The organism is Coprococcus eutactus (assembly GCF_001404675.1).
Classification (GTDB): Bacteria; Bacillota; Clostridia; order Lachnospirales; family Lachnospiraceae; genus Coprococcus; species Coprococcus aceti.
The window spans coordinates 454,026-471,685 of sequence record NZ_CYXU01000001.1 but is presented as its reverse complement, the minus strand read 5'-3'; the positions used below and the strand labels follow the sequence as shown (position 1 = coordinate 471,685).

The 17,660-nt window shown below is 44.3% G+C and carries 17 protein-coding genes and 1 tRNA gene; 3 read left to right on the top strand and 15 right to left on the bottom strand.

Annotated elements, in window-relative coordinates; all coding sequences use genetic code 11:
• Positions 1 to 21: 21 nt before the first annotated feature.
• The 8 genes from recO to ARA78_RS02040 form a co-directional block, all read right to left on the bottom strand.
• Positions 22 to 765, bottom strand: a complete 744-nt coding sequence (gene recO / locus ARA78_RS02075; RefSeq protein ID WP_022216007.1) for a DNA repair protein RecO — start codon at positions 763 to 765, stop codon at positions 22 to 24.
• A gap of 30 nt (positions 766 to 795) precedes the next feature.
• On the bottom strand, positions 796 to 1,695 hold the full coding sequence (gene era / locus ARA78_RS02070) for a GTPase Era (protein WP_055279914.1): 900 nt from the start codon (positions 1,693 to 1,695) through the stop codon (positions 796 to 798).
• Positions 1,696 to 1,835: 140 nt separating this feature from the next.
• Positions 1,836 to 4,745 carry an insulinase family protein gene (locus ARA78_RS02065; RefSeq protein ID WP_055279913.1) on the bottom strand — a complete coding sequence of 970 codons (2,910 nt, stop codon included), beginning with the start codon at positions 4,743 to 4,745 and terminating at the stop codon, positions 1,836 to 1,838.
• 36 nt (positions 4,746 to 4,781) lie between these two features.
• The gene (locus ARA78_RS02060; protein ID WP_015534138.1) at positions 4,782 to 5,285 is read right to left on the bottom strand and encodes a cytidine deaminase; all 504 of its coding nucleotides are present in this window, start codon (positions 5,283 to 5,285) and stop codon (positions 4,782 to 4,784) included.
• A gap of 185 nt (positions 5,286 to 5,470) precedes the next feature.
• Positions 5,471 to 6,205: a DUF4190 domain-containing protein gene (locus tag ARA78_RS02055; protein ID WP_242849641.1), complete on the bottom strand. Its 735-nt coding sequence runs from the start codon at positions 6,203 to 6,205 to the stop codon at positions 5,471 to 5,473.
• A 165-nt stretch (positions 6,206 to 6,370) separates the two neighbouring features.
• Entirely contained in the window at positions 6,371 to 8,002 is a 1,632-nt protein-coding gene (groL, locus tag ARA78_RS02050; protein WP_004853959.1) for a chaperonin GroEL, read from the bottom strand.
• 80 nt (positions 8,003 to 8,082) lie between these two features.
• Positions 8,083 to 8,370, bottom strand: coding sequence for a co-chaperone GroES (locus ARA78_RS02045; RefSeq protein ID WP_015534141.1), 288 nt, complete (start codon positions 8,368 to 8,370; stop codon positions 8,083 to 8,085).
• A gap of 170 nt (positions 8,371 to 8,540) precedes the next feature.
• Positions 8,541 to 9,416, bottom strand: coding sequence for a DNA-3-methyladenine glycosylase family protein (locus tag ARA78_RS02040; protein ID WP_022216012.1), 876 nt, complete (start codon positions 9,414 to 9,416; stop codon positions 8,541 to 8,543).
• Positions 9,417 to 9,563: 147 nt separating this feature from the next.
• On the opposite strand from ARA78_RS02040, the gene ARA78_RS02035 reads away from it, so the two are divergent.
• A complete protein-coding gene (locus tag ARA78_RS02035) occupies positions 9,564 to 10,283 on the top strand; it encodes a DUF6062 family protein (RefSeq protein ID WP_015534143.1) in 720 nt (239 codons plus the stop codon).
• A 54-nt stretch (positions 10,284 to 10,337) separates the two neighbouring features.
• On the opposite strand, the gene ARA78_RS02030 is transcribed toward ARA78_RS02035, so the two are convergent.
• Positions 10,338 to 10,985 carry a hypothetical protein gene (locus tag ARA78_RS02030; protein WP_055144201.1) on the bottom strand — a complete coding sequence of 216 codons (648 nt, stop codon included), beginning with the start codon at positions 10,983 to 10,985 and terminating at the stop codon, positions 10,338 to 10,340.
• A 96-nt stretch (positions 10,986 to 11,081) separates the two neighbouring features.
• Positions 11,082 to 12,758, bottom strand: coding sequence for a glutamine--tRNA ligase/YqeY domain fusion protein (locus ARA78_RS02025; RefSeq protein ID WP_055144198.1), 1,677 nt, complete (start codon positions 12,756 to 12,758; stop codon positions 11,082 to 11,084).
• Positions 12,759 to 12,959: 201 nt separating this feature from the next.
• Between ARA78_RS02025 and ARA78_RS02020 the strand changes: the two genes are divergently transcribed.
• Positions 12,960 to 13,032: transfer RNA gene (locus tag ARA78_RS02020), tRNA-Thr, on the top strand.
• A gap of 283 nt (positions 13,033 to 13,315) precedes the next feature.
• Here the strand turns inward: ARA78_RS02020 and ARA78_RS02015 are convergent.
• From ARA78_RS02015 to cysS, 5 genes are all read right to left on the bottom strand, one after another.
• A complete protein-coding gene (locus ARA78_RS02015) occupies positions 13,316 to 13,567 on the bottom strand; it encodes a sugar ABC transporter permease (protein WP_055144195.1) in 252 nt (83 codons plus the stop codon).
• Positions 13,568 to 13,767: 200 nt separating this feature from the next.
• Entirely contained in the window at positions 13,768 to 14,358 is a 591-nt protein-coding gene (locus ARA78_RS02010; RefSeq protein WP_055144193.1) for a sigma-70 family RNA polymerase sigma factor, read from the bottom strand.
• Positions 14,359 to 14,369: 11 nt separating this feature from the next.
• On the bottom strand, positions 14,370 to 15,152 hold the full coding sequence (gene rlmB, locus ARA78_RS02005) for a 23S rRNA (guanosine(2251)-2'-O)-methyltransferase RlmB (RefSeq protein ID WP_015534148.1): 783 nt from the start codon (positions 15,150 to 15,152) through the stop codon (positions 14,370 to 14,372).
• Positions 15,142 to 15,699: a Mini-ribonuclease 3 gene (locus ARA78_RS02000; RefSeq protein WP_055144191.1), complete on the bottom strand. Its 558-nt coding sequence runs from the start codon at positions 15,697 to 15,699 to the stop codon at positions 15,142 to 15,144. Before ARA78_RS02000 ends, rlmB begins: the two co-directional genes overlap by 11 nt.
• Positions 15,684 to 17,075, bottom strand: coding sequence for a cysteine--tRNA ligase (cysS, locus tag ARA78_RS01995; RefSeq protein WP_015534150.1), 1,392 nt, complete (start codon positions 17,073 to 17,075; stop codon positions 15,684 to 15,686). The genes ARA78_RS02000 and cysS overlap by 16 nt, the downstream gene beginning before the upstream one ends.
• 276 nt (positions 17,076 to 17,351) lie before the next feature.
• On the opposite strand from cysS, the gene ARA78_RS01990 reads away from it, so the two are divergent.
• Positions 17,352 to 17,654, top strand: a complete 303-nt coding sequence (locus ARA78_RS01990; RefSeq protein ID WP_015534151.1) for a DUF1292 domain-containing protein — start codon at positions 17,352 to 17,354, stop codon at positions 17,652 to 17,654.
• The last annotated feature ends 6 nt before the right edge of the window (positions 17,655 to 17,660 follow it).

Below are 17,660 nucleotides of genomic sequence, written 5' to 3'. Positions count from 1 at the left end.
TGTAGGATTCTCTTCTTTTTTTCATGGCAGCGAGTCTATGATCTCCACCGATTTGAACTTCCTGTCCACATACATATCCATGAACTGCTTCGACACTAGCTGTATCTCCGCCAGTACAGGATCTGACACATTGAAGTTGTACATCTTGCCAAGCGGTGCACCATTTATGTATTGTATCGTGTATACTGCGTCATCCGATAGATGAAGCGGATGTTTTGCCCGGCCTTTGCATCCATCGCAGAGCAGTCCACCCGATGCTGCATCGAATACATTTGACACCTCAGCCTTGCCACATACCGGACAGTGGAAGCTCTGTATTCCCTGTCCGAACACATCCATAAGCTTTATCTCGTACACGCACCTGATGAGCTTTGCTGGCATCTGCCCCTTCTCCAGAGCCTTAAGACTCACATACAGAAGATTGAGGTAATCTGCTGCCCTGTCTCCCTCATGGGTCATGAAGCCCATGACCTCGCAGAAATACGATGCATAACAGTATGCATCTATGTCCATGGTGAGCTGATGGAAATATTCATCCACATCTATATTCACAAGCCTGTATGAATCCCGCGCCGGGATCAATGTAAAACTTCCCATGACAAACATCTGTGTCTTGGACTGGAGCGGATTCGTTCCTCTCCTCACACCTGTTGCAAATACTGTGATCCTGCCCCGTTCTTTGGTGAGGACCACCATTCTCCTGTCATATTCGCTCTGGAGGCTGCTGGACAGTACAATTCCATGCAGTGTAACTTCTTCTCTCATAATTGTACGTCCACCTCCATAATCAAAATCCTACTCGTCCCTAAACCCAAAGTTCCTTAGCAATGTATCTGTATCTCTCCAGTCCTTCTTGACCTTTACCCAAAGCTTCAGATTGACCTTGGTGTCAAGAAGTCTCTCTATTCCATATCTCGCATGAGTACCGATCTTCTTCAGCATGACGCCCTGCTTTCCTATGATGATTCCCTTGTGGGAGTCCCTCTCACATATGATTGTCGCATCGATATCGATCAGGCCGCCATCCGGTCTCTCTTTCATGGAATCAATCACAACTGCAATACCATGGGGAACCTCTTTATCAAGCTGACGGAGCGCCTGCTCCCTGATGAGTTCGGCAACTATCTGTCTCTCCGGCTGGTCAGTGATCGTGTCCTCATCATAATACTGTGGTCCATACGGAAGATACTTCATAATGGTATCTATGAGCTCATCTGTGTTCTTGCCCTTTAATGCCGACACAGGAACTATTTCCGCAAAGTCACAGGCATCTTTATAGGTATTTATCGCCTCAAATACCTTGCTCTCCTCCACGTTGTCTATCTTGTTCACAACCACAATTATAGGTGTCTTTACATGCTGGAGCTGTTCTATGATATACCGCTCTCCTGCACCGATAAATGTTGTGGCCTCAACTATCCAGAGAACCACATCGACCTCATCCAGCGTACTCTCAGCAACCTTGAGCATGTACTCTCCAAGCTTGTTCTTCGCCCTGTTTATTCCCGGTGTGTCCAGGAAGATAACCTGTCCCTTATCGCTGGTATACACGGTCTGTATCCTGTTTCTCGTGGTCTGCGCCTTGTTGCTTGTTATCGCTATCTTCTGTCCTATCAGTCTGTTCATAAGTGTCGACTTTCCAACGTTTGGTCTGCCTATGATGGACACGAAGCCTGATTTGTATTCTTTATTCATATATCTCCTTCATCCTGCATGCGCAGGCTAACCTACGCATACGCATCTAGCTTTACTATGTCATGACCCTAATTCGCCGCTCGCAAGTCATGCAAGCACGCCCACTCACTTGCGCTCATTATATCGACTGTCGGCTATACCTAGAAAATCGCAAGTACATCCTTGAAGTTGTCCTTATTCTCCTCTATCTTGCTCTCTCCGCCGATGGCGCAGATGATTCCTGAATCCGTAACAGCCTTCACAAGTGGTGCAAGGGCTCTGATGGCATCTCTGTCGGTGGAGAGGATCTTATCACGCTCTCTCTGGATCTGTTCATCTGTAACTCCCATAAAGTATCTCGCCATATGGCTTATACCCTCCGCAACAGGAGTCGTCGGTGCATCTATCTGAGCCATGGTTCCAATGATATACTTGGTCATATCTCTGTCTGAGCACTCAAAGTTCTCCACGAACTTATATGCATTCTTGAATATGTCATATGTCTCCATGAGGTTTGGATCTCTGTATGAGCTCATATAGCAGGTTCCATTCCTGAGGAATGAGCACATGGCACCATATGCGCCGCCCTTCACACGGACATTTTCCCACAGATAACCATATGAGAATATGATTTTGAGAACGCTCAGTGAGCTGTCGTACTTGTATCCCGCATCCTCAAAATTACCCGCTATGGCAACATACTGAACCTGGCTGGCTGTCTTGAAGCCCTCATTCTTGAGATCCTTCTCAAAAGGCTTCACATCCTTATGTGCAGGTTTTGTAGAGAGTGCCATGCCAAAGTCCGCAAATGATTCCTCAAGCAGATCTGTCACGTCCTCATTTCCTGTATATGAAACCGTAAGTGCCCCCTTTCTGAGTACCTCTGCAAGGGCATACTGAAGCTTCTCAATGAAGTCATCGTACTTCTCATCGAAGTGATCCACTATGTCACACAGGAATTCATAATAAGCGATTCCACAGGTCTCATCCGTGAATCTTGCTCCCTCATCTATATAGGACATGGCTCTGGTGTATGCGGTCACATGTCCCGATGCAGCCATGCCATTCTTCATGCTGGACTTCTCCTCCGTCAGGAGCTCCTTCAGTCTCTTCCTGTCATCGATCTTAGATGAGAACATAATCTCCTTCATCAGTTCAACGGCATATGGAAGCTTCTCATAGAGTGCCTTCATTGACACGTAAAAGAACTTCTTGATATCCGTGTCACTGGCATATCCAACCATATCAAATTCTATTCCACCTATATTACTGTCTATCTCATTTGAAAGCTGTCCATAGGTATGCTTCTCTGTGTCAATATATTTAAACAGGCATGACAGCACAGCAAGATATGGCACAAGGTCATTATCTATATCATTTATATTGAAATAGAACCTCAGATATCCTATACCGTTTGTAAATATATCGTGGCTTACAACCGGAAGTCCGCCGATCTCAGACTCAACATTCTTGAGCTTCTCAGCCTCTTTGTCAATGTCATCTATCGCCAGAAGCGGAACCTTGGCAAGATCTTCGGCTGATGAAGGAGTCGCCTGATACTCCTTGAGCGCCTTTGTATCCTCCACGATCTTCTCAAGCTCCTCACGGCTGAGCGTAGCCTTGTATGCCGCAAGCTCATCAGCGATCTTCTTCTCATTCTCCTGGTCAAGACCCTTCTTAGGGTTCATGGTGAGATACAAGCCAAATGTATTATCAATGAAACATTCCTTTATAAGCTGCTCAAAGTATCCATTCTGAAGATCCTCTCTCAGCTCCTTATACACATCATTCATCTCAAAAAACATGAGTGCCTTGGTATCGTCATACAGCCAGCTGTTAAATGCATCCAGTCCGTACATAAGTCCCTTAGGAAACCTTCCAAAATTGGCCTCCTTGTGCTTGAACTCAAACTTGTTGATTGCAGCCTCAACCGCATCCTTATCTATACCATGGCTGAGTTCTTCAAATGTACCATCTATTATCTTTATGAATCTGTCCTTATCGTTCTTATCCGCGCCTCTTGCTATGATAGAGAATGTGGTCTGCTGACAGCCATTGTCAAATGAGCTGTAGACCTCCTCGCCTATACCCGCATCAGTCAGAGCTTTCTTCAGGACAGCTCCCGGCGCATCCATGAGCACGTACTCAAGTATTTCAAGGGCTGTAACCTTCTTCTTTTCGGTGCTGAGCCCTGTTATCTTGCTGTATGTGAGTATGGAATTGTTCTCCTCTGGATCAGTATCAGCTATGGAGTACTCCTTAGTGATATCCTTCATCTCGTCAAATGGCTTCTGAAGAGGGATCGCTGAATCTATCTCCTTGTAATCGTAATGTGACAGATACTCCTCATCTATAAATTCCAGCTCCTTCGCCATATCACAGTCACCATACAGATAAATATAACTGTTCGATGGATGATAATATGTCCTGTGGAAATCTCTGAATCTCTCAAGGGTGAGTGTAGGTATGGATACCGGATCACCGCCTGAATCATTGCCATATGGAGTGTCCGGCATGAGTGATGACTCTATCTCTCTGTACATAATCGACTCAGGACTTGAGTACACGCCCTTCATCTCATTATACACAACTCCGTTGTACTTCAGGTCTCCGTCCATAGAGTCAAGCTCGTAGTGCCAGCCCTCCTGCTTCATGATCTCATCATGTATATAGATATCCGGATAGAACACTGCATCCAGATACACACTCATGATGTTCTCAAAGTCCTTCTGATTGAAGCTCGCTATAGGATATACCGTCTTGTCTGAATAAGTCATGGCGTTCAGAAAGGTGTTCAGAGAACCTTTTGCCAGCTCAACAAATGGATCCTTTACCGGATATTTCTTTGAACCACAAAGCACTGAGTGCTCAATTATATGAGGTATTCCTGAATCATCATATGGAGGTGTCCTGAAGCCTATATTGAATACCTTATTCACATCGTCATTCTCAATGATGAGGACCCTTGCCTTTGTCTTTATATGCTCCAGCACATATCCCTTGCCATGTACCTCCGGTAGATCCTTCTCCTCAACTATTCTGTAAGCCTTTAAATCTTTGATATTTCCCAATTCATATTCTCCTTCTATATAAATTTTCAACGCTCACTATTCCATCTGTCCGGCACCAAACGAAGCCGGAAGAAACTCTGACAATCTTCTCATGTCGTAATCATCCTCTGAATGTGCTGCGATAACATACATATCCGCAGAAAATTCCGAGAGCACCTGTCTGCATATCCCACATGGATATGTTATTCCATTTATCCCTGTACTATTCAGGCCACCGACAATAGCAATCGCTTTGAAATCTTTATAGCCACTACTCACTGCATTACACACCGCTGCACGTTCTGCGCATATAGTTGCACCATACGAGGAATTTTCTATATTACAGCCCGTGAACACTCTGTATTCATTCGCATTTCTATCGCGGCTGTCTGTCTCTCTGCCAACGACTTCATCTGCATCCGAAGAATTCTCCCGGCCAGCCAGGAGTGCTGCCCCAACCTTAAACTGTGAGTACCTGGCATATGCCATTTCTCTCGCCTCTACCGCTTTCACAATAAGACGCCTGATGTCTGTATCTTCAATAATATAATCACTCTCCATAATACAGGACCTCCTTTCTGATACCTTCTACGCACTTCCATAATAATAACACTAATCCACCTTTAGATTCAATCACCCACACAGTATTAAACGTTCAAATATTATCAGCTTGGTGCACATAACAAGAGGCCGCCCGAAATCCGGCGGCCTCTCGATCACTTCTCTTTATTCAATTTATTACATTTTTAATAGCTTCCTGACTGTATCTGTCTGAGTATTTCGTCCACCATATCCTGATATGTGTCCGATGTAAGAACCAGGATAATACAGAACACCAGGAACACAAGTGCTATTGCGCTCATTATAATACCTGCGATAGCCATTCCCTTGCCAGGCTTCTTATCCTTAAGACTTATGATACCTGTTATCAGTCCCGCAATGGCTGTGGCAATTCCCACATATGTGATACAACATCCAAATGTAAGAGAAAAGATACCAAGCACCATAGATGCTATGGATACGCCTTTGCTCTCCTGTGGCTGCATATTATTCTGTGGATATGCCGGACCTCCGCCCATATTCATGTCCTGGTTAGCATAATTCTGTCCGTATGGATCTCCCGGCTGTCCGTAGCCCTGACCATACTGACCATATCCCTGTCCGTACTGGCCACCTGGCTGGCCATAATTCTGTCCATACTGGCCGCCTGGCTGACCATAATTCTGATCATACTGTCCACCTGGCTGACCATAATTCTGTCCATACTGGCCGTCTGACTGACCATAGTTCTGGTCGTTCTGTCCATACTGGCCGTCTGACTGACCATAGTTCTGGTCGTTCTGTCCATACTGAGGCGCACCGGCATATGGATTCTGCTGTCCCGCCTGTCTGTTGTCTTCTGTTGGCTGATAGCCGCCAAAGCTGTTGTTATCTTCTCCCATCTCTTCCTGCCTTTCATTTATAACTTTTTTGTAACCCATACTTTCCCTTAGTCGAAAAATATCTGTTCTGATTATCTCACACATGCCGGTTAGTGTCAATTAACCTACATAAAAAAAGAAACACATCACCCGATTACGAATGATGTGATCCTTTTTTATCTTAGTCTTTGTATTTTACTGCGAAATCGTGTCTGACTCTATTCCTTAGAAGCCCATTCCGCCGCCCATTCCTGCTCCGCCTGCTGGCATTGCTGGAGCGTCTTCCTTGATATCAGCTACAACTGACTCTGTTGTGAGCATTGTTGAAGCAACTGATGTAGCGTTCTGAAGTGCACTTCTTGTAACCTTAACAGGATCAATGATTCCTGCCTCGATCATGTTGACATATGTCTCATTGTATGCATCAAAGCCCACACCAACCTCAGACTCTTTGATCTTGTTGATGATGACTGATCCCTCAAGTCCTGCATTGGCTGCGATGTGGAACAGTGGAGCCTCCATAGCCTTGAGAACTACCTTAGCGCCTGTCTTCTCATCGCCCTCAAGATCCTTTACAAGCTCTGCAACCTTCTTTGCAGCGTGGATGTATGCTGAACCACCACCTGAGATGATTCCCTCTTCAACTGCAGCTCTTGTGGCATTAAGGGCATCCTCCATACGGAGCTTAGCTTCCTTCATCTCTGTCTCTGTAGCTGCGCCGACTCTGATAACTGCAACTCCACCGGCAAGCTTTGCGAGTCTCTCCTGAAGCTTCTCTTTATCAAACTCTGATGTTGTCTCCTCAAGCTGAGCCTTGATGACATTTACACGACCTGCGATGTCTTCCTTAGCGCCCATACCATCAACGATAACTGTGTTCTCCTTTGTGATCTTAGCACTCTTTGCACGTCCAAGGTCATCAAGAGTAGCATCCTTGAGCTCATATCCAAGCTCCTCTGAGATTACCTTACCGCCTGTAAGAATAGCGATATCCTGAAGCATCTCTTTTCTTCTGTCGCCATAACCAGGAGCCTTTACAGCTACTACCTGGAATGTACCACGCAGCTTGTTGACGATAAGTGTTGTGAGAGCCTCACCCTCGATATCCTCAGCGATGATCAGTAGCTTTGATCCGCTCTGAACGATCTGCTCAAGAAGTGGAAGGATCTCCTGGATATTTGAGATCTTCTTATCTGTAATAAGTATATATGGGTTATCAAGCTCTGCAACCATCTTCTCCATATCTGTTGCCATGTAAGCTGAAATATAACCTCTATCGAACTGCATACCTTCTACAAGGTCGAGCTCTGTCTTCATTGACTTTGACTCTTCGATTGTGATGACTCCATCCTTTGACACTTTCTCCATAGCGTCGGCAACCATCTGTCCAACCTCATCGTCACCAGCTGAGATAGATGCAACTCTTGCGATCTGATCCTTTCCGCTGATAGTCTCACTCATATCAAGAATAGCCTCAACTGCCTTGTCGCAAGCCTTCTTCATTCCCTTTCTGAGAACGATAGGATTAGCACCTGCTGCCAGATTCTTCATTCCTTCATTGATCATAGCCTGTGCAAGAACTGTAGCTGTTGTAGTACCATCACCTGCAACATCGTTTGTCTTTGTTGCAACTTCCTTGACGATCTGAGCACCCATGTTCTCAAATGCATCCTCAAGCTCGATGTCCTTTGCTATTGTAACACCATCATTTGTGATGAGTGGTGAACCGTATGACTTTGCAAGTACAACGTTTCTTCCTTTAGGTCCAAGTGTAACTCTTACTGTATCTGCTAACTGATTAACTCCTGCCTCAAGTGCCTTTCTAGCCTCAGCACCGTACTTAATTTCCTTTGCCATTTCTATCTACCTCCATGTTATATTACATATATATCATCCGCATATGTCTCCCACAGCTCACGCTGTCTGGATATATGCTTTTACTTCTCAACGATTGCAAGGATGCTGTCCTGCTTGATAACTATGTACTCTTCGTCGTCAAGCTTAACCTCTGAACCAGCGAACTTCTGATATATAACTGTATCTCCAACCTTAACGTCCATAGGAACCAGCTTGCCATCAACAACTGCTCCAGGGCCAACCTCTATAACCTCTGCATACTGTGGCTTCTCCTTTGCCTGGCCTGGTAATACGATTCCTGACTTTGTTGTCTCCTCTGCTACTGACTGCTTTAATACTACTCTGTCTCCAAGTGGTCTTAACTTCATGATATATACCTCCTGATTTATTTTTTCTTTTATTTTCTCATCTTCGTTCTTAGCACTCAATTTATGTGAGTGCTAACACTGTTTTATATTCTATCCATTTCTATAAAAAAATCAACCCTTATTTTCTAAAAAATATATAAAAATATGTCTGTCATCTACAGTAATACATATCACTTAAAAAGAGTCGTTCTTGCATAGTCAAACAGATACTGCTGCGCATATCCCCCGAGATTTCCGAACTTTTTCACGGCAAATGCCTCTATCTCCAGTTTTTTTGTGTCCTTGCCATCAAAGTACATGCTCTCCATGATCCTCTTCATCCACACATCCACAGGGAAAGCCTCACGTCTTCCAAGTCCAAAGAGCAGGACACAGTTGGCAACTTTCTCTCCTACTCCCTTTATAGTCATGAGAAGTTCCCTTGCCTGTTCTATGTCAAGTGCGTCAAGCTTCTCCTTTGTGACATTTCCCGAGTACACCGCCTCCGTCGCATTCATTATGTATGGAGCACGGAATCCGACCTTGCACTCCCTGAGCTCATCCTCTGTGACCTCATGAAGTCTGTCTACATCAGGGAACACATAAAATGCCTCGCCATTATATCCTATGACCTCATCACCAAATCTATGCGATATATTTTTCACACACTGTTTTATCTGAGGGATATTCTTGTTCTGGGATATGATAAATGATATAAGCGTCTCAAAGAAGTCCTGATTGAGTATACGTATTCCATCCTTCTCATTCACAGCCGTCTGAAGTGCGCTGTCCGCCTTTATGACACTCTCCTTGATGAGCCCGTAATCGTTGTCCATATCCAGATAAGGACGCCATATTCCTTCATAGTCTTCCATGGATGAACCATATATCCTGAGCACGCCGCCTGACTGTTCCATCTTCACAGCCCTGCCAAATGCTATGACCTCATACACTTCATCATCAAGCTTGTCAAAATGAAAGCACTGACCACACTCAAGTATCTGAGAAAGTCTGAAATCCTTCACTCCGTCTACCGTAACTATATTGCCATCACAACTTACATTCATCTTCCGTACACCTGCCATTTCATATTTGTATAATTGTGCTTTTTGTCTTATAAATTTCTCCAGGCTATTGTATAATACCTGTATATTATTTTCAATGTCACATAAGCAGTGTGGCAAAAACTGACACTATCACAAACAGGAGGATCTATGGCTGAACAGATATACACTATACCAGTAAACGATGCATTTGACAGCGGCTGCGAATGCCCTATGTGCCAGATGCAGAAGGATCTTGAACGAAATGCAATTGAATATACGATGGGGCCAAGCTACATGGAGGACGACAACCGTGCCATGACTGACAAGCTTGGTTTTTGCAGTCATCATCTGAGAATGCTCTATCAGGAAAAGAATCGTCTGGGTCTGGCACTCATGATGAACACCCATATGAATAAGACTATACAAGATATGAGGGCGCTGGCTGCCAAAGGTCCCGCCGCCAAAGCCGGTCTGTTCGGCAAGAACACACCAAATGCACCTGTTGTCGATTATATAGAGAATATGGAGAAAAGCTGCTTCATTTGTGGACGTATGGATGACATGTTCGTACGCTATGTAGACACTATCTTCCATATGTGGAAAAGAGATTCCGAGTTCAGGGACAAATTTGCTACGAGCAAAGGCTTCTGTACATACCACTACGGAATACTGTACAAGACAGGCCAGAACAAACTGAGCAAGGAACAGTATGCGCAGTTCATCGAAATCCTCAACAAGGTATACTTTGACAATATGGAACGTGTCAATGGTGACCTGAGCTGGTTCATAGACAAGTTTGACTACAGATACAAGAACGAGCCATGGAAGAATTCCAAGGACGCCCTCCCGAGAGGGATCATCAAGATTGGCCACACATTTGTAGAATAATAAACACATGACAATAAATAAAAGCCGCCTTACATATCTGTAAAGCGGCTTATTTTAACTGACTCTCCATGCAATGAGACCATCCGGAAGCGCCGGCTTTATCATGCCAAGCCTTCTGCCTGTGTTCTCTATGCCATGAGCCTGTTTCATTCTCTCATGGAGATATGCTCTGTATTCTGTGAGAAGCCCGGTAAATATCGGTCTGAGCTCAGGGCACCTTCTGAAATCCCCCGGCTTGACAAGTCCCGGTTTCTTGTGGAATATATCCACACCGGCATTTTTCAACACCGATGCCACGAACTGTGAACAGAAGAAACTGTATTCCCTCTCATACGCAAGATGGAAAAATACGCTGAATACACCCATGAAGTTATATCCGTATCTGTCCGGATGCTTCTTGAATCTGGCGAGCTCCTGCTGTATCCTGTCATACTGCTTACTCGTGACCTTCAGCTCATACACAGCGCATCTGGTTCCCTTGTGCTTTCCAAATATTCCCTTTTCTATGTTCTCACTGATAAATCCACTGTTAAATGGATTGTATACACCTTTCCTTGCAAAACTGTACATCTCATCAAGACTTATGTCCAGTGCCAGAGATGTGTGACAATACGGCTCTCTGGTCATAAGCTTTATGAGATTTGAAGGAACTGTTTTTGTCTTTGACAAAAGTATGTATACCTTCTTACTCTCATCTTTCATATTTTTGTTTCCAATCACCTATTTTGATGTACGCATATCCCCCCACAGGATAAGCGCCAATCCCCACATCATAAATTATAAACGCATCCCCGGTAATTACTTGCCCGGCTTGTAAGAACTCTTGAGTGACACGATCCTGTTGTATACAGGATGCTCCGCTGTAGAATCCTTTGAGTCAACACAGAAGAAACCATTTCTCAGGAACTGGAATGCCTCTCCCGGCTGAGCCTCCTCAAATGCCTTCTCAAGCTTACATCCCTGTTTGATAACAAGTGAGTTTGGATTGAGATTCAATGTACCATCGTCGTTGAGCTTCCCCTTCTCCTCATCGATGATATTCTCATACAGACGAACCTCTGCATCTATTGCGCTCTCTGCCGATACCCAGTGAATGGTTCCCTTGACCTTGCGTCCCTCAAAGCCTGAACCGCTTCTTGTCTCTGGGTCATATGTACAATGTACTGTTGTGACATTGCCGTCCTCGTCCTTCTCAAATCCCACGCACTTTACGAAATATGCATTCTTAAGACGAACCTCGTTGCCAGGGAACAGTCTGAAATACTTCTTAGGAGGCTCCTCCATGAAGTCCTCTCTCTCTATATACAGATACTTGCTGAATGCTACCTTTCTGCTTCCGAGCTCCTCGTTCTCCTGATTGTTCTCGACATCGAGGTACTCAACCTGATCCTCAGGATAGTTGTCGATGACAAGCTTTACAGGATCAACAACTGCCATGTATCTCTTGGCTGTGAGCTTCAGGTCGTCTCTCACGCAATACTCAAGCATAGCGTAATCAACAGACGACTGGCTCTTGGATATTCCAACCAGCTCCATGAACTTCTTAATAGCTGATGGTGTGAAGCCTCTTCTTCTGAGGGCTGCAATACTTACAAGACGTGGGTCATCCCATCCGTCTACTATTCCGTCCTCGACAAGCTTCTTGATGTATCTCTTACCTGTTATGACATTTGTCAGGTAAAGCTTTGCGAACTCTATCTGCTTTGGTGTGCCCTCAGGTGAATCCTTGTAACCGAGCTCCATAACCACCCAGTCATACAGAGGTCTGTGATCCTCAAACTCAAGTGTACATATAGAATGTGTAACACCCTCGATGGCATCCTCGATAGGATGTGCAAAGTCATACATAGGGTAAATGCACCACTTGTCACCTGTGTTGTGGTGGTTCATTCTCGCTATTCTGTAGATAATAGGATCTCTCATGTTGATGTTAGGGCTTGCCATATCTATCTTTGCACGGAGTACCTTACTTCCGTCAGGGAACTCACCGTTCTTCATTCTCTCGAACAGATCAAGATTCTCCTCTATGCTTCTGTCTCTGTATGGGCTGTTCTTGCCCGGCTCAGTGAGAGTTCCTCTGTACTCTCTGATTTCATCTGCTGTGAGGTCACACACATATGCCTTGCCCTTCTTGATGAGCTTTATGGCAGCCTCGTACATCTGGTCAAAGTAATTTGATGCAAAGAACACTCTGTCTCCAAAGTCTGCTCCCAGCCACTTGACATCTGCAAGTATTGACTCTACGAACTCTGTCTTCTCCTTTGTAGGGTTGGTATCGTCAAATCTGAGATTAAACTGTCCGCCATACTGCTGTGCCAGTCCGTAATTCAAAAGTATTGACTTGGCATGTCCTATATGTAAATATCCATTTGGCTCTGGTGGGAATCTGGTAACGATCTTCGGCACCTTACCCTCTGCGATATCTTTCTCAATTATCTGTTCAATGAAATTCTTACCTGTCATCTCTTCAGCCATTTCCAAACTGCCTCCCGCTTTTTTTGATAATTCTAAATGTCTGCAACCGAATTTGCACACGATTACAGTTAGTTTACCATACTTTTACTGCTTGTACCACAATTATCTTTTGATTTGTCATTATTTTTCGCACAAATGTAAATATTTTACTTGATTTTTGATGTCCATTTTGTTATAGTTATTATTGCTTTTGAAAAGCAAGCTACTATAGCTCAGGTGGTAGAGCGCAACATTGGTAATGTTGAGGTCACGGGTCCGACTCCCGTTAGTAGCTTTTATTTTTTTGTCCATATTTACGCCGCCTTGAGCGGCTTTATTTTTTTGCAAGAAAAAAGCGCCCCACTTAGGTGCTTTTTTCTCTGAACATTATATCAGGCGGATCACTTACTTTCCACTCGCCGTCTCAACTTCGTATATTCCATCAGCCCACTTCTTATTCCACTCACTCATGACATCGTTCAGTGACTTATGTCCGCGGTGTAACTGTCCAAGTGCTGTGTCGATCAGATCGACCTGATACTGTGAACCCTTGTCAAGATCGAGCTCAGAAGCTTTATTTACATTAGTCCATTTTCCCTTATTGTCGACGCTTGCTGCATTGTTTGCAATGAGGTCAATGCTCTCAAATTCTTAAGACCAACAAAATTGGATGTCTCGCTTATTCCATCCCAGTCCGTCAAACTGTTCTTAAACATATACACAAATGGTATATAAGTGAATACGATAAGAAGCAATACCGGCAAAGCCAGGAACAATACGATCGTTCCCACCTTACCTTTACCTTTTTTAGCTTTGCTCTCCGCTCTCATGCCACCACTCCTTAATCTGATGATCAATAAAAAATAATCATTTTTACCTTTTGTTACTTTCGATTAAGGTTGGCTATACATTTATTTTAGTTTATTTCAAGCTAATATGCAGGCTTATTAGCAAATTCTTTGCAAAAAAGGAAGCGGCATATTGCCACTTCCTGTCTTTGATTAAACAACTTAAAATTTTATTATTCTAATTACACATCCCTGAGCTTAGCTCTGATCCTCTGAACCGCATTGTCTATGGATTTTGCCGGTTTGCAGAGTCTCTCCCCTATCACTTCATAAGAAGCGCCTGTTAGATATTCGTCAAGAACACGCTTCTCAAGCTTAGAAAGCTTACTGTCGATGAGCTTTATAAGATCTGACTCACGCAGCTTCGCCATCATGATATCCTCAGGATTAGTTATGACACCCGAATCTATCTCATCAAGCGGGCTGGAGTAATCTCCCCCGCCATCGCCATAGATCGATATATAGTAGTTCAACGGTCCGTTTTTCTTGTTGTTTGAATTGTTCACCGCGGTAATGAGCTGCCTTCTCACGCACATGAACGCAAAGGTCTTGAATGTCGCGCCCTTGTCAGGTCTGTAATTATTCACAGCCTTGACCAGTCCGATCATGCCCTCCTGTATAAGATCCTCCTCATCAGCACCTATGATATAAAGGCTTCTGCTCTGTCCCGTTATCATTGGGCCATAGCGCTTGATAAGTGTCTCCATAGCATCGTTATCCTTTTGTTCATTTATAAGCTCCAGCAGTTCATTATCTGATAATTCCGAATACATATACTCTACCTTTACTTGTTCATCCTCTGTCTTACGACCTCATAAGCCAGAACTCCGGCAGCAACTGACGCGTTGAGTGAGTCTATGTCTCCCTTCATAGGAACAGATACGACATAATCACACTTCTCCTTGACCAGTCTGCTGACGCCGCTTCCCTCATTACCTATGACAAGTCCAAGGGAACCTGTGAGGTTACACTTGTACATGAGTTCTCCGTCCATATCCGCACAGGCGAACCACATGCCTCTATCTTTCAGCTCCTCTATGGTCTTGCTGATATTTGTCACCTTTGCAACAGGTGTATAATTGATAGCTCCCGCTGATGCCTTTACAACTGTAGCTGTGATTCCGACTGCACGCCTCTTAGGTATGATCACACCGTGGGCACCACAGAGATTCGCTGTTCTGATGATCGCACCAAGATTGTGTGGATCCTCTATCTCATCAAGTATGAAGAAAAATGGATCCTCTCCTCTGCTCTCAGCCAGTGCAAACATATCCTCTATCTCTGCGTACTTATATGCCGCTGCATGTGCAATCACTCCCTGATGCTTGCCAGCCTGTGACATCTGGTTTAACTTTTCCTTTGAGAGGTAGTTTATCACTGTATCCTGCTTCTTCGCCTCCCTGACTATGCTGTTCACGATTCCATCCCTGCATCCGTCAAGGACATACAGCTTATCTATGGTCTTGCCTGATCTGAAAGCCTCGAGGACTGCATTTCTTCCCTCTATGACAAATGCTTCCTCATCGCTCTCTGTCTTAATGTTATTCTCAAATTCTCTATTCTGCATCTTTTTCTCCATCTGTACTCTCTGTACTCTTTTCAAGTGTTGAGGTATCCTCTATTGTATCTTCCTGTGCTGCTTTGCCCGGATCCTTGTGCTGCTGTTCTGCCCTGTCCGTTTCAACTGGATCATGGTTCAGTATGATCCTCGTGATCTCAAACATCCTGTCATACTGCTTATCAAGATACAGAAAGCCTATAAGGCACTCAAAGCCCGTTGCCATTCGGTAATGTCCCACAGTCGCATTCTTGGCTGTTGAATGAGTCTTGGTGTTCCTGCCTCTCTTGTATATCCACTCTTCCTCCTCGGTGAGCAGTCCGTTGTCCAGAAGATACATTATATATCCCGCCTGAGCCTCCGCCTTCACAAGCTGGCTCACCTCTTTGTGGTATTTGTATGCCTGCTTGTTATCCTTTGTGACAGCAAGGGTCTTTATGAGAAGATCAAACACGCTGTCACCTATATATGCAAGTGAAAGCGGCGAATACTCCCTTGGATTAGTGTATGTCACCCCGAGTATCTCAGTAAAGTAACTGTCTATGCTCTTTTCCATTTTACGCCCTCTCTGGTATCCTCAAGGATAATTCCCATATCACTGAGCTGGTCACGGATCTCATCTGCCCTAGCAAAGTTCTTTGCCTTTCTTGCAGCCTGTCTCTCCTCGATAAGAGCCTCTATATCTGAATCAAGTATCTCTTTCTTCTTCTCTGTGATGATTCCAAGTATGTCGCAGAGCTTTGTCACTGTATTGAGCACAAGCTCCACAGTAGCCTTTGTTGACTCCTCTGTCACATTTACATTTGCATATTTTACGAGCTCAAATATAACTGAGATCGCATCTGCAGTGTTGAGGTCGTCATCCATGGCTGCCTCATATTTCTTCACAAATGCATCCATCTCGTCTGCAACTGCCTTATCTACTTCTCCTTCTGTTCCGCTTATAGACTTCAGTCTGTCAACTGCTGTAAGGATTCTCTCAAGGCCGTTCTTTGAAGCCTCAACAAGGTCTGCTGAGAAGTTGAGCGGACTTCTGTAATGGGCTGACAGCATGAAGAATCTAATGACCTGAAGAGGGTACTTCTCTGCTATCTCTCTGACTGTGAAGAAGTTGCCAAGTGACTTGGACATCTTCTCATTGTTGATCTTGAGGAAGCCGTTGTGCATCCAGTATCTTGCGAACTCTGTGCCATTTGCAGCCTCACTCTGTGCTATCTCGTTCTCATGGTGTGGGAATACAAGATCCTCTCCACCCGCATGTATATCTATTACATCTCCGATATATTTCTTGGACATAACCGAGCACTCAAGATGCCAGCCTGGTCTTCCATCGCCCCATGGTGATGGCCATGATGGCTCGCCCTCCTTCTTTGGCTTCCAGAGAACGAAATCAAGCGGATCCTCCTTCTCATCAACACCTGATACAAGAAGGTCTCTGTTACCTGAACGGAGGTCATCGATATTCTTCTTGGACAGCTTGCCGTAGTCCTTGAACTTTCTGGTTCTGAAGTATACGGTTCCATTCACCTCGTAAGCGTATCCCTTCTCTATAAGAGTCTTTACCATCTCAATCATATCCGGTATCTCTTCTGTTGCCTTTGGATGTGTTGTCGCCTCACGCACATTGAGAGCCGCCATATCCTTCTTGACCTCTGCGATATATCGCTCTGATATAACGCTGGCATCCACACCCTCCTCATTTGCACGCTTTATGATCTTGTCATCGACATCAGTAAAATTCGATACATAATTGACATCATAGCCCTTGTACTCCAGATATCTTCTGAGCGTATCAAATACTATCATTGGTCTGGCATTTCCTATATGGATATAATCATATACAGTAGGACCACATACATATATTCCCACCTTACCCTCGTTGATAGGCACAAACTCTTCTTTTCTTCTTGTGAGCGTGTTTAAAATCTTCATAAATATAATGTCCTTTCTATATTGGTCGATAATATATCTGTAAGCAAACAAAAAACTTCGTCCCAATATACATATGATATGCATATAGAGACGAAGTATTATCTCCGCGGTTCCACTCTGATTGTATTAAATACTACAATTCCTGTTCTTCGCCTTTTGTGTCTAGTATATGTGCGGGTGCAGGCTTTGTCAATAATTTCATTTTATAATTGTACTGGACATAGCACCGATTATTTACTAGAATAAACTGAATAAAACAATCAGGAGGATACCTATATGTCAGATATAAACAATAACGAAACCGACGAAATGGATATCGAGATGATCGATATAACATACGAGGATGGAACATCCTGCACATGTGAGATCATTGCCAAATTCGAGGTAAATGACATCTCTTATGCCGCTCTGCTTCCTGCAGATGACGAGGATGCCGATATCATCGTGTACAGATACAGCGAGCAGGGAGACGATGTCACCCTCGACGAGATCACCGACGAGGCTGAGTTCAACGATGTCGCTGACGCCCTCGACGAGATCCTGGACGATCTGGAATTCAATTCAGATGACGAGGAATAATATCCG

Excerpts from the sequence above, each read along its gene's own strand:
- recO (WP_022216007.1), bottom strand. The coding sequence starts at position 765 with ATGAGAGAAGAAGTTACACTGCATGGAATTGTACTGTCCAGCAGCCTC.
- era (WP_055279914.1), bottom strand. The coding sequence starts at position 1,695 with ATGAATAAAGAATACAAATCAGGCTTCGTGTCCATCATAGGCAGACCA.
- ARA78_RS02060 (WP_015534138.1), bottom strand. The coding sequence starts at position 5,285 with ATGGAGAGTGATTATATTATTGAAGATACAGACATCAGGCGTCTTATT.
- ARA78_RS02055 (WP_242849641.1), bottom strand. The coding sequence starts at position 6,205 with ATGGGTTACAAAAAAGTTATAAATGAAAGGCAGGAAGAGATGGGAGAA.
- groL (WP_004853959.1), bottom strand. The coding sequence starts at position 8,002 with ATGGCAAAGGAAATTAAGTACGGTGCTGAGGCTAGAAAGGCACTTGAG.
- ARA78_RS02045 (WP_015534141.1), bottom strand. The coding sequence starts at position 8,370 with ATGAAGTTAAGACCACTTGGAGACAGAGTAGTATTAAAGCAGTCAGTA.
- ARA78_RS02040 (WP_022216012.1), bottom strand. The coding sequence starts at position 9,416 with ATGAATGTAAGTTGTGATGGCAATATAGTTACGGTAGACGGAGTGAAG.
- ARA78_RS02035 (WP_015534143.1), top strand. The coding sequence starts at position 9,564 with ATGGCTGAACAGATATACACTATACCAGTAAACGATGCATTTGACAGC.
- ARA78_RS02030 (WP_055144201.1), bottom strand. The coding sequence starts at position 10,985 with ATGAAAGATGAGAGTAAGAAGGTATACATACTTTTGTCAAAGACAAAA.
- ARA78_RS02025 (WP_055144198.1), bottom strand. The coding sequence starts at position 12,758 with ATGGCTGAAGAGATGACAGGTAAGAATTTCATTGAACAGATAATTGAG.
- ARA78_RS02015 (WP_055144195.1), bottom strand. The coding sequence starts at position 13,567 with ATGAGAGCGGAGAGCAAAGCTAAAAAAGGTAAAGGTAAGGTGGGAACG.
- ARA78_RS02010 (WP_055144193.1), bottom strand. The coding sequence starts at position 14,358 with ATGTATTCGGAATTATCAGATAATGAACTGCTGGAGCTTATAAATGAA.
- rlmB (WP_015534148.1), bottom strand. The coding sequence starts at position 15,152 with ATGCAGAATAGAGAATTTGAGAATAACATTAAGACAGAGAGCGATGAG.
- ARA78_RS02000 (WP_055144191.1), bottom strand. The coding sequence starts at position 15,699 with ATGGAAAAGAGCATAGACAGTTACTTTACTGAGATACTCGGGGTGACA.
- cysS (WP_015534150.1), bottom strand. The coding sequence starts at position 17,075 with ATGAAGATTTTAAACACGCTCACAAGAAGAAAAGAAGAGTTTGTGCCT.
- ARA78_RS01990 (WP_015534151.1), top strand. The coding sequence starts at position 17,352 with ATGTCAGATATAAACAATAACGAAACCGACGAAATGGATATCGAGATG.